The 11,169-nt window shown below is 61.5% G+C and carries 11 protein-coding genes; 2 read left to right on the forward strand and 9 right to left on the reverse strand.

What is annotated here, in order from left to right:
• From JWQ61_RS21820 to JWQ61_RS21860, 9 genes are all read right to left on the reverse strand, one after another.
• Positions 1-472 (reverse strand): flavin reductase family protein (locus tag JWQ61_RS21820; RefSeq protein WP_304362370.1); only part of this gene is annotated, 472 nt, incomplete at its 3' end.
• A 69-nt stretch (positions 473-541) separates the two neighbouring features.
• A complete protein-coding gene (locus tag JWQ61_RS21825) occupies positions 542-1,531 on the reverse strand; it encodes a Gfo/Idh/MocA family protein (RefSeq protein ID WP_304362371.1) in 990 nt (329 codons plus the stop codon).
• Positions 1,532-1,566: 35 nt separating this feature from the next.
• Positions 1,567-2,577 carry an SIS domain-containing protein gene (locus JWQ61_RS21830; RefSeq protein WP_304362379.1) on the reverse strand — a complete coding sequence of 337 codons (1,011 nt, stop codon included), beginning with the start codon at positions 2,575-2,577 and terminating at the stop codon, positions 1,567-1,569.
• The gene (gene nagA / locus JWQ61_RS21835) at positions 2,570-3,691 is read right to left on the reverse strand and encodes an N-acetylglucosamine-6-phosphate deacetylase (protein ID WP_304362372.1); all 1,122 of its coding nucleotides are present in this window, start codon (positions 3,689-3,691) and stop codon (positions 2,570-2,572) included. Before nagA ends, JWQ61_RS21830 begins: the two co-directional genes overlap by 8 nt.
• Positions 3,688-4,653, reverse strand: coding sequence for a BadF/BadG/BcrA/BcrD ATPase family protein (locus JWQ61_RS21840; RefSeq protein ID WP_304362373.1), 966 nt, complete (start codon positions 4,651-4,653; stop codon positions 3,688-3,690). Before JWQ61_RS21840 ends, nagA begins: the two co-directional genes overlap by 4 nt.
• Positions 4,654-4,663: 10 nt before the next feature.
• Positions 4,664-5,785, reverse strand: a complete 1,122-nt coding sequence (locus JWQ61_RS21845; protein WP_304362374.1) for an ABC transporter ATP-binding protein — start codon at positions 5,783-5,785, stop codon at positions 4,664-4,666.
• Between the two features lie 20 nt (positions 5,786-5,805).
• Positions 5,806-6,696 carry a carbohydrate ABC transporter permease gene (locus JWQ61_RS21850; RefSeq protein WP_304362375.1) on the reverse strand — a complete coding sequence of 297 codons (891 nt, stop codon included), beginning with the start codon at positions 6,694-6,696 and terminating at the stop codon, positions 5,806-5,808.
• A 12-nt stretch (positions 6,697-6,708) separates the two neighbouring features.
• Positions 6,709-7,632 carry a carbohydrate ABC transporter permease gene (locus JWQ61_RS21855; protein ID WP_120235449.1) on the reverse strand — a complete coding sequence of 308 codons (924 nt, stop codon included), beginning with the start codon at positions 7,630-7,632 and terminating at the stop codon, positions 6,709-6,711.
• A 273-nt stretch (positions 7,633-7,905) separates the two neighbouring features.
• A complete protein-coding gene (locus tag JWQ61_RS21860) occupies positions 7,906-9,165 on the reverse strand; it encodes an ABC transporter substrate-binding protein (protein ID WP_304362376.1) in 1,260 nt (419 codons plus the stop codon).
• 446 nt (positions 9,166-9,611) lie between these two features.
• On the opposite strand from JWQ61_RS21860, the gene JWQ61_RS21865 reads away from it, so the two are divergent.
• Positions 9,612-10,982, forward strand: coding sequence for an ABC transporter substrate-binding protein (locus tag JWQ61_RS21865; protein WP_304362377.1), 1,371 nt, complete (start codon positions 9,612-9,614; stop codon positions 10,980-10,982).
• A 2-nt stretch (positions 10,983-10,984) separates the two neighbouring features.
• On the forward strand, positions 10,985-11,169 hold a 185-nt coding region (locus JWQ61_RS21870; protein ID WP_304362378.1), incomplete at its 3' end, for a response regulator.

Genomic DNA, 11,169 nt, shown 5'->3' on the forward strand with positions numbered 1-11,169 from the left:
AGCGGCCGGCCGAGAACGCTGCAGCATCGGCCCAGGCTGCCACCACTTCGGCGATGAACAGGTCGTAGCGCTGCTGGTTATGCAGTTCCGGAATCACCTTGCATTCCAGCCAGGCCAGGCAGCCCGATATCAGCGGCGCGGCAATTTTCTCAGAAGGAAATGTGGCGATATCGAGCGCGGCGAACTTGTCGCCGTCGCGTCCCGAGCTCGATCCCACTGCGAGCGTGGTTTCGGCCAGCGCCCGGGTCGGGATGTTCAGGGCGAATTCGCCCGAGGCTTCCACCAGTTCGCGGGTCAGGGTGCTGCTGTCGATCACCAGCAACACCTTGGGCGGATCGAAATCGAGCGGCATCGCCCACGCCGCCGCCATCACGTTGCTGACGCCGCCATGGGCGCTGGTGACGATCGTGGTCGGGCCGTGGTTGAGCAGGCGATAGGCCTTGGCTAGTTCTACTGCTTGAATATTCTGCATGATGATCCCGATAACGCTGCTGTTGTAGCTGCATATTCTATCCGGGTTCGCTATCCGGCTTCGAATCGCTCAGGCGCGGTCGGCAGGGTAGCTCACGCCAATCTGCGCACGTATCGTATCGAGCACCGCCATCTGCGCCAGCGTCTCGTCATGCGTCATGAACGGGCTTTCAACCAGGCCGGCGCGCAGGCAGCGCATCACCTCGATCGCCTCGTGCGCATAACCGTTGCCGATGAACGGACATTGCTGGCTGCGCGTGCTGCCGTCGGCCAGCGTTATGGTCAGGCTGGCGCCCAGGTGGAAATTCGTATGCAAGCGCAGGTAGCCCAGCTCGCCGGAGACGGTCATTTCGACCGGGCCGGCGACGCGGGTGCTGCAGACGCAGGAAGACAGGCCGCCGCCGCGATGGCGCATGGAAAACGCGGTTTGCTCGTCGACGCCGGTAGCGCCGATTTCGGCAATCGATTGCACGGCGTCGACCGGGCCGAGGAAAAAAGTCGAGATCGATAAAGGATAAATGCCGATATCGAGCAGCGCGCCGCCGCCGAGTTCGGGATTGTACAGCCGGTGTTCCGGACCGAAATCGCCGACGAAACTGAAATCCGACTGCACCTGGCGCACCTTGCCGATTTCGCCGCCGGCGACGATGCGCCTGGCTTCGGCCATGCCGGGCAAGAAGCGCGACCACATTGCCTCCAGCAGGAAGCGCTTGTTGTGGCGCGCCAGTGCGATCACCTGTTCCGCTTCGCGCCGGTTCATGGTGAACGGTTTTTCGCACAGCACATGCTTGCCGGCTGCCAGGCACATGATGGCATTTTCGGCGTGCATGGGATGCGGCGTGGCGATGTAGATCACATCGACTTGCGGATCATCGGCCAGCGCCTGGTATGAGGCGTGGCGGTGCTCTATATCGAATTCGCGGCCGAATGCGTCGGCGCCGCCGCTGCTGCGCGACGCCACCGCCTGCAGGACGGCGTCCGGAATGTCGCGCAGGCCGGCGGCAAAAGCCCGGGCGATTTTTCCGGTGCCGAGAATGCCCCAGCGGACAGGTTGTTGCATGGGCTCTGCTTACCTGATCTTGTTACTTGGTCTTGTTATTCGGTCTTGGTGACTTTGCTCAAATGCCGCGGCTGGTCCGGATCCATGCCGCGCGCAACTGCTAGCTGCGCGGCCATTACATAGAATGCCTGGATTGCTACGATAGGATCGAGATCCGGCGTTGCCGCCACCGGTAAGGTCAGGTCGCGTGCCGCGACGTCGTCCGGCGCCGCTAGCAATACCTTGGCGCCGCGGCCGCGCATTTCCTCGGCCAGCTTGAGCAGGCCGGCCTGGGTCGGTCCGCGTGTGGCGAATATCAGCAAGGGATAACCTTCGTCGATCAAGGCCATCGGCCCATGCTTGATTTCGGCGCCGCTGAAGGCTTCGGCCTGGATCGCCGAGGTTTCCTTGAACTTCAAGGCCGATTCCAATGCCAGCGGCAAGCTGATGCCGCGCCCGACCACCATGATGCGCGAAGAAGGCGCCAGCACGTCGATGGCGGGCGTCCAGTCCAGCTGGGTGGCCGCGGTCAGCGCTTGCGGCAGGGCGTCGATGGCGGCCAGGAAGGCGGCATCGTCCTGCCAGTGCGCGGTGAGCCTGGCGGCAGCCACCAGGCTGGCGATAAAGCTTTTGGTGGCGGCCACGCTGAGTTCGGCGCCGGCGTGCAAGGGTAGGGTCCATTCGGCGCTGCTCGCCAACGGCGATGCGGCGTCGTTTACCAGCGCTACGGTAGTGGCGCCGCTGTCGCGGAAATAGCGGATAGGTTCGATCACGTCAGGGCTCTGGCCGGACTGTGAAATGGCGATGGCGAGCGCGTCGCGCGCGATCAGCGGCGCCTTGTTCAGGGTCACCAGCGACAGTGGCAGCGAGGCGACGATGCGGCCCAGGCGCGCCATGATCAGGTAGGCACAGTAGTTGGCGGCATGGTCGGAGCTGCCGCGCGCCACCGTCAGGATGGTCGACGGCGGCGCGGCCCGCAGGCGTTGCCCCAGCTCTGCGTAGCGGTCGCGGTCCTGGCTGAGCTGCAAGGCAACATGTTCTGCCGCCGAGCGGGCTTCTTTAAGCATCAACGAGGTCAATTCTTTCTCCTTCTACATAAACGGCTTTGAGTTTGAGCTGGCGGTCCAGCACCAGGATGTCGGCGAAACAGCCTTCCTTGAGGCGGCCGCGTTCCTGCATGCCGAGATAGTCGGCAGGGTAGGTGGAGACGCGCAGCGACGCCTCGGCCAGGTCGAGGCCGAGCGAGACCAGGTTGCGCAGGGCCTGGTCCATGGTCAGGGTGCTGCCGGCCAGGGTGCCGTCGCCCAGGCGCACGCCGCCCAGGCATTTGTGGACTACCTGGCGGCCCAGCATGTATTCACCGTCCGGCATGCCGGACGCTGCAGTCGAATCGGTGACGCAGTACAGGCGCGGAATCGCCCGCAGCGCGGTCTTGATGGCGCCTGGATGGACGTGCAGCAGGTCCGGGATCAGTTCCGCGTATTCGGCATGGGCCAGGGCAGCGCCGGCCATGCCCGGCTGGCGGTGATGGAAGGAGCTCATGGCGTTGAACAGGTGGGTAAACCCGGCGGCGCCGTTTTTCAGGGCCGCAACGCCGTCTTCATAAGTGCCCAGGGTATGGCCGATCTGCACCCGCATGCCGAGCTGGGACAAGGTTTTCACCAGCGTCATGTGGCCGTTGATTTCGGGCGCGATGGTGATCAGTTTCAACGGGGCGAAGCTGCGCAGCCAGTCGATCTGTTCCAGGCTCGCGGCAATCGCGAAATCCGGCTGTGCGCCGAGTTTTCCGGGATTGATGTAAGGCCCTTCCAGATGCGCGCCCAGCACCCTGGCGCTGCCCGGGCGGCGGCCGCGGCAGGCGCGGCCGATTGCGCCCAGCGCAGCTTCCAGCTCTTCCGCCGGCGCGGTCATGGTGGTGGCCAGCATGCTGGTGGTGCCATGCCGGGCGTGCAGGCGCGATACCACGTGCACGGCATCGCCGGCTTCCATGATGTCCTTGCCGCCGCCGCCGTGGACGTGCAGGTCGATGAAACCGGGCAAAATGTAATCGCCGCTGGCCGGCGCCTGTTCCTGCGCTTCACCCTTGATTTCGGTGATCATGTCGCTGAAACCGATGCTGCCGGTGACCCAGCCGTTGCTGGTCAGGATGTTGCCCTGCAGCTGTATTGTATTGTCATTCATATCGTTTCTCCCACTGACTCTGTTGCCAGCTGCTGGCGCAGCAGCAGCAGTGCGCCGGTTGCGGCGTCGGCGCGCGGCGTGATCGCGCGCGATTTCAACGGTTCCGGCAAATAGGCCTGCAGCGGCGCGGCCAGGCCGCCGCACAGGGCGATCGGCAATTGCTGGGACGGATCGAGCGCGCTGGCGATCTGGGCGATTTCCTGGCCCGCCTTGTGCAAGATGGTGAGCGCCGCCTCGTCCTGTGCGGCATGGGCCACCACCAGCGGCGCCAGCTGCGCAAAGATGCTTTGGTTGGCGCTGTTGACCCAGGCAATCACGCGCTCGCGGTTCTGGCTGCTGCTGAAGTCGGCGCCGGCGTCGTCGTCGCCGCCGCAGAAGCGAACAATGGCGCGCGCCAGCGAACCCGGGACAACACGGCCGTCCAGCGCCCGCTCGACATGGTTGGCGGCGCGCAGGCCGATCCAGCCGCCGCTGGCTTCGTCGCCGGTCTGGAAACCCCAGCCGCCGACTTCACGGCGGCTGCCGTCCGCCAGCAAGACTTCGCCGACGCTGCCGGTGCCGATGGCGACCACGACGCCAGCTTGCCCCAGGTGTGCGCCGAGCAAGGTGGTGAAAGCATCGGTGCCGGTGGCGAGGGCGCCGAAACCGGGGTTCTGGGCGCTGAATTGCGCCGCCCATTGCGGATTGTTAATGCCCGACAAACCGCAGCCGGCGGCGATCGCCTGATACGGCGGGCGGCTGATGCCGGCGCTCTGGAATGCGTTGTCGAGCGCGGTGACGATGGCGCACCAGGCCTTGCTGGTGCCGTGCATCAGCGCCGACGGTCCGCTGCTGCCGTCGGCGACATGGCTGCCGTCAGGGCGCTCGACCCGGATATGGGTCTTGGTGCCGCCGCCGTCGACGCCGATCAGATATTCGTACGCTGTTTTCAACTCAACCCCCACGCCTTTTTGAAGGCGCATATTGTATCTATTATTGTTTGGATGAAATCATGTTTCCGGGTTTCAACCTTGCCAACGCCAGGCCCTGGGCGTCGAACACGTGGAAAGCGCTGCTCGGCGCCGACAGGGTGACGGTATCGCCGATATGCACCGGATTGTTGCCGTCGCCGCGCACCAGCAGGTCCTGGCCGTCCTGCAGCGTCACATAGATGAAGTTGGCTTCGCCCAGGTGTTCGACGATGCTGACCTTGCCGCTGAATACTTCACCACTATGCGCGTTTTCCAGGATATGTTCAGGACGCAGTCCAACCGTGACGGCGTCACCGGCCTTGGCCGTGCCGGCGGCGACGTCGGCGCGGATTTCCTGGCCGCTGCTGAGCTTTATCCTCAGGTGGTCGGCTTCGACTGCCGCGATCGCGCCGTTGAACAGGTTCATCTTCGGCGAGCCGATAAAAGTCGCGACAAACAGGTTTTGCGGACGCTGGTACAGCTCCAGCGGCGAACCCGCTTGCTGGATGTAACCGTCGTTCATCACCACGATCTTGTCGCCCAGGGTCATGGCTTCGACCTGGTCGTGGGTGACATAGACGATGGTGGCTTCCAGCTGCTTGTGCAGCTTGGCGATTTCGAGCCGGGTCTGGACCCGCAAAGCTGCATCCAGGTTGGACAGCGGTTCGTCGAACAGGAACAGTTTCGGCTTGCGCACGATGGCGCGGCCGATCGCCACGCGCTGGCGCTGGCCGCCGGACAGTTCGCGCGGCAGGCGGTCCAGCAGGTGGTCGATCTTGAGGATGCCGGCGGCGTGACGGATGCGCTGGTCGATGGCGGCCTTGTCGGCGCCGGCGATCTTCAGGCCGAACGCCATGTTCTTGTATACGCTCATGTGCGGATACAGGGCGTAGCTCTGGAACACCATGGCGATGCCGCGTTCGGCCGGCGGCAGGTGGTTGACTACCTGGTCGCCGATGGACAGCTCGCCGCTGGTGATCGATTCCAGGCCGCACAGCATGCGCAGCAGGGTGGATTTGCCGCAGCCCGAGGGGCCGACCAGGACCACGAATTCGCCGTCCTTGATTTCCAGGTTGAGGTCGGCCAGCACGTTCTGCTTGCCGTCATACGATTTGGTGATTTGTTTAACGCTTACGTTTGCCATGGAATGTCTCGTTTTCTGTATTACTTGACGGCGCCGGAAGTCAGGCCGCGGATCAATTGCCGGGAGAAGATGACGTACATGATCAGGATCGGGATCACGGCCAGCGACAACGCCGCCAATACCGAATTCCAATCGGTCACGTACTGGCCGATGAACTGCTGCACGCCGAGGGTGACGGTCTTGGTTTCATCCGAGGGCGCCAGGATCAGCGGGAACCACAGGTCGTTCCAGGCCGGGATCATGGTGAACACCGCCACCGTGGCGATCGCCGGGCGGATCAGCGGCAGGATGATCTGGAAGAAAATCTTGAATTCGCCGACGCCGTCGCAGCGCGCCGCATCTTTCAGTTCCTTGGGAATCTGGCGGATGAATTCGGACAGGATCATCACCGCCAGCGGCAAGCCCTGCGCGGTGTACACCAGGATCAGCGCGGTGCGGGTATTGATCAGGTCGAGGCTGACCACCAGCTGCAGGATGGAGACGGTGCCGAGCCGGATCGGGATCATGATGCCCAGCGCCAGGTACAGCGCCATCAGGCGGTTGCCGCGGAACTTGTATTCCGACAGGGCCCAGCCGGCCATGGCGCCGAACAGCACGATCAGCAGCAGGGAACCCAGCGTGACTACCAGGCTGTTGCTGAAGTACAGCATGAAATTGGTGTTGTGCAGCACCTTTTCAAAGCCGATCAGGGAAAACGTCTCCGGCGTCGGGAACGCCAGCGGGTTGTCGAAGATGGCGTCGCGCGACTTGATCGAATTGATCATGATCAGCGCAATCGGAAACAGCGCGATCACGGCATAGGCGCACAGCACCACATGGACCCAGATGCGGCCGAGATTGGCGAAGCGGCTTTGGCGCACCACCGGCGCCGAGGTGGCGGCGGCTGAAGAGAGCGAGGAAATCGATGTCATATGCTGTCCTCGTTACAGTTCGTAGCGTGTCAGCTTGCGCTGCACGAAGTAGAAATAGCTGGCCACGCCGAGCAGGATCACCAGGAACATCAGGGTGGCTACCGCCGCGCCCATGGTCGGGCTGCCGATCTGCGCCTGGTAGCCGAAGAAGGTGCGGTAGAAGAAGGTGCCCAGGATGTCGGTGGTGTAGTTGGGGCCGGCCAGCGCGCCCTTGACCGAATAGATCAGGTCGAAGGCGTTGAAGTTGGCGACGAAGGTGAGGATGGTCACCAGTCCCAGCGTCGGCAGGATCAGCGGCAGCTTGATCTGCCAGAAGATGCGGAACGAACTGGCGCCTTCGGCATAGGCCGCTTCCAGCACTTCTTCCGGCACGGCGAGCAGGGCGGCGTAGATCAGCATCATCGGGATGCCGACGTATTGCCAGACCGAGACCAGGCCGAGCGTCAGCAAGGCGGTGCTTTCCTGTCCCAGCCACGGCGCAAAATAGTCGCCCAGGCCGACATGCGTCATCAAGCCTTCGCCGACGCCCCACAGCGGCGACAGGATCAGCTGCCAGATGAAGCCGATGATCACTACTGATAGCAGGGTCGGCAGGAAAATCAGGGTGCGGTAGGTGCGGGCGCCGCGCAGGCCCTTTAGGCTGAACAGGGTAGCCAGCAGCAGGCCGATCGGATTTTGCAGCAGCATGTGGATCGCGAAGAATTTCACATTGTTCAGCATGGCGTTCCAGAACGCCTTGGACCAGTCGGAATCGAACAGGATGGTGTGATAGTTGTCCAGGCCGACGAAGCTGTGGACGCCGGCATCGTTGCTGGTATAAAAGCCCAGGCGCAGGGTATCCAGTAAAGGCAGCGCGCTGAACATGGAATAGATGATGACCGCTGGCGCCAGGAATACCACGATGTGCCAAGGGAATTTCTTGTTTTGAAGATTCATTCGGGTTTTCGGTGATAGCAAAAAATGCGTAGGTCGCCGCAGGCGCGGATAAAACACGGGGGAGATCGTGTTCCATCCGTGCCCGGCTTGGCGGACCATGGAATACGGGCGTGATCACGGCTTATGCGGCTTATGTTTTGACTTCCGTGCCGTGGATCACGGGCTTACCCGGCGGCAAGCCTTGGCTGCTGTGTGGCATGCTGTGTGAAAAATGAGCCGGGACAGAGCCAATCTTAACTCTTCCCCGGCTAAGCAACAGCACAACAGCAGTGCTTATTGTTGCGGTTTGTACCACTTGGCGAAGCCGGTCTGGATCTGGGCCGCAGCTTCCTTAGGCGCCAGCTTGCCGTTGAGCACCTGGGCATTCACGTTCCACAGCTGGTTTTCCATGCTCGGCTCGCCGCGGTTGAGGATCTGCGCGTTGAGGCGGATGGTCGACGAGCAGGATTTGCGCCAGTCGATCATCTGCTTGGCGACCGGATCCTTGACCGAGATCAGGTGGTCCGACAGCGAGAAGAAGCCGGTGACCTTGTTGGTATAGATGTCGGCAAATTCCTGCGAACCAAGCCAGGTCAGGAACTTGTAGGCATCTTCCTTGTTCTTGGATTTCTTGTTGACGCCCATGCCGATATCGTTGTGATCCGAGATATAGCATTTGTCGCCGGCTTTAGGCACTGGCGGCGGGAAGGCGCCCATTTCGAACTTGGCGTTGGTGTTGAAGTAAGCGATATCCCAGGAGCCGGTCGGATAGATCGCTGCCTTGCCGAGTGCGAACAGGTTCTGGCTGTCGCCGTAGGTTTGCGAGCTGGCGCCCTTGGACAGGTACTTGCCCAGCTTCGCTTCGTATTCAAAGGCGTTGACGAAATTAGGATCGGTGAATTTTTCCTTGCCGGCGATCAGCGCCTTGCGGCCTTCTTCCCCCTTCCAGTAGTTCGGCCCGACGCCGGTAAAGATCACCTGGCTGGATTCCCACTGGTCTGCGGTGCCCAGCGCCAGCGGCGTGTACTTGCCGTTGCTCTTGATGGTGTCAAGCACCTTGAAGAATTCTGCTTCGGTTTTTGGCGGCTGCAGGTTCAGTTCCTTGAAGATTTTCTGGTTGTACAGGAAACCATGCATCACCGACGCGACCGGCATGCAGAACGTGTCCTTGCCGTCATCGGTCTGCCATGCAGTCTTGGAAGAAGCAGGGAAGTGTTCCATGCCCGGTTTGCCATCCAGTTTTTCCAGGTTGCCCTTCTTGTACAAGGACAGCGAAACGTCGAAAGGACGGCAGGCGATCAGGTCGCCCGCAGTGCCACCGGCCAAGCGCGCGGTCAGGCTAGAGTCGTACTCGGTAGGAGCGGTAGGCGCGAACTTGACTTCAATGCCAGGATTCTTTTTCTGGAAAGCCGGGATCAGCACGGTTTCCCACAGGGTCTTGTCGTCGACGCGCCAGCTCTCGATAGTCAGGGTGCCGGCTTGCGCCGTGCCGACCGTCGCCAGGGCGATCAGCACGGCGTTGCGGATGGTACGAATTCGGTTGATGGTTTGCATCAAAGTCTCCTCTTGGGTTTTGCCGCTTGGATTTCGCTTGGATTTTTATAGCTTGAGTTTTATTAGTGCGGCCGTCTTTAGAGCCTGAAGCCTGTCAAACCGCCGCGCACAGACATTAGCACCATAAAAAATGTGTCGCCATCTTAGTTGGAAACTATCTATACAAATTACATAAGTTTTTGATTTTATTGAACAAAATCAAATCCTGCGGTTTGCGGCGATTACATATCTTTACAGTGGAGCGGACAACTTGCCATCCCCTCATAGGACAGCCGCGGCGATTGGCGGTGATATTCTGCTTTGATGAGTATAGATAAAATTACGAAAACTTACGCTTCTTTACAAAACAAGAAGACTGTTAACGTCGTATACCGGACTTGCGCTATAGTCACACGCGATGTGGGGAGACGTAACAAGTGTTTATAAAAAAATCAACAAGGCGCTCAATGATTGACAAGCGAGGCAAGGGAGGCCAGGGAGGCGCGAAATCCTGGACTGCAGGATCGCGCAGATGGATCGTACTACTGGCGTCAGGCTGCCTGCTTGGTTGCCTGATTGCTCTGACGACCGGCATGGCCAATGCCGCCGCCGCGCCGCCGGTTTCCGGCGCCGGCCAGCCGGCAACGTCGCTGCAGGTGGTGCATTGGTGGACTTCGGCCGGGGAACGCAAGTCGGTCGACGTGCTGGCAGGCAGGCTCGCCGAAGATAACATCCAGTGGCGCGACATGGCCATTCCCGGCGGCGCCGGCCTTGGCGCCAGCAAGGTGCTCAAGAGTATGGTGCTGGCCGGCAAAGCGCCCGAGGCAACCCAGCTCAACGGCATCGTGTTCGGTGAGTGGGCCGATCTTGGCCTGTTGCTGGAACTGGACGACGTCGCCGCGCCGGGCAACTGGCAAAAACTGTTGTTTCCGACCGTATGGTCGCTAGTGCACAACCGCGGCCATGTAGTGGCGGCGCCGCTTGGCATCCATCGCATCAACAACCTGTTCTACAACAAAAAGGTTTTCGACCGGCTCGGCCTGGCTGCGCCCCGGACCTGGCCCGAGTTCGAGCGGGTCGCGGAAAAACTCAAGCAGGCCGGCGTCACGCCGCTGGCGCAAAGCAGCGAAGCCTGGCAGGTCGCTACCTTGTTTGAAACCCTGGTGCTGGCCGAAAGCGGGCCGGCCTATTACCGCTCCCTGTTTGTCGACCTCAATCCCGCCGCCTTTGGCGATGCGCGCATGACCCATGCCCTGAAGCGCTTGCGGGCGCTCAAGGAGTGGATGCCGCAGCCGCTCAGGGAACGGCCGTGGCCGGACATGACGCGCCAGCTGGCTGACGGCGAGGCCGCCATGTTCGTCATGGGCGATTGGGCCAAGGGGGAGCTGCTGGCCTGGGGCTTGAACACCGACCAGGATTTTTCTTGTGCGGCGGTGCCGGGCACGGCAGACTACCATCTATATAGCGTCGATACCCTGGCCATGTTCGCCGGCGATTATTCGCACCAGCCGGCGCAGGAAAAGCTGGCCCAGGTGATCATGTCGCAGTCGGTGCAAAGCGCTTACAATCAGGTCAAGGGCGCGATTTCTGTATGGCGCTCGCCGGATTTGTCGAAAATGGATAGCTGCGCGCGCGCCTCATGGAGCGCGTTCAGCAAGGGCAGCGCGTTCCAGGCGCCGAGCCTGGTGCACCGCATGGCCGCCGACGAAACCGCGAAAGACGCCATCGTGGCTGAAGTACATCGTTATTTTGTGGATGACAAGATGAGCGAGAGCGATATCCAGCGCAAGCTGGCCAGCATTGCCCGCTCCGTGTCGAAGACAGGAAAGCAGGAATAGGAATGCGCAAGATATTGATTGTCGACGACGACCAGAAAACCAGGACGCTGCTGAAAGCCTACCTGGAAAAGAACCAGTACGAAGTGCGCCTGGCGCATAACGGCGAGGCGTTCCTGGCCGAGTTCCAGCGCTACGCCGAGGAACTGTCGCTGGTGATCCTGGACGTGATGCTGCCGGATACCGACGG

The organism is Collimonas fungivorans (assembly GCF_028292705.1).
Taxonomy (GTDB): Bacteria; Pseudomonadota; Gammaproteobacteria; order Burkholderiales; family Burkholderiaceae_D; genus Collimonas; species Collimonas fungivorans_B.

What these genes read in the sequence shown, in the direction of transcription:
- JWQ61_RS21850 (WP_304362375.1), bottom strand. Translation starts at nt 6,696, where the DNA reads ATGACATCGATTTCCTCGCTCTCTTCAGCCGCCGCCACCTCGGCGCCG.
- JWQ61_RS21845 (WP_304362374.1), bottom strand. Translation starts at nt 5,785, where the DNA reads ATGGCAAACGTAAGCGTTAAACAAATCACCAAATCGTATGACGGCAAG.
- JWQ61_RS21860 (WP_304362376.1), bottom strand. Translation starts at nt 9,165, where the DNA reads ATGCAAACCATCAACCGAATTCGTACCATCCGCAACGCCGTGCTGATC.
- JWQ61_RS21825 (WP_304362371.1), bottom strand. Translation starts at nt 1,531, where the DNA reads ATGCAACAACCTGTCCGCTGGGGCATTCTCGGCACCGGAAAAATCGCC.
- JWQ61_RS21865 (WP_304362377.1), top strand. Translation starts at nt 9,612, where the DNA reads ATGATTGACAAGCGAGGCAAGGGAGGCCAGGGAGGCGCGAAATCCTGG.
- nagA (WP_304362372.1), bottom strand. Translation starts at nt 3,691, where the DNA reads ATGAATGACAATACAATACAGCTGCAGGGCAACATCCTGACCAGCAAC.
- JWQ61_RS21840 (WP_304362373.1), bottom strand. Translation starts at nt 4,653, where the DNA reads ATGCGCCTTCAAAAAGGCGTGGGGGTTGAGTTGAAAACAGCGTACGAA.
- JWQ61_RS21830 (WP_304362379.1), bottom strand. Translation starts at nt 2,577, where the DNA reads ATGCTTAAAGAAGCCCGCTCGGCGGCAGAACATGTTGCCTTGCAGCTC.
- JWQ61_RS21855 (WP_120235449.1), bottom strand. Translation starts at nt 7,632, where the DNA reads ATGAATCTTCAAAACAAGAAATTCCCTTGGCACATCGTGGTATTCCTG.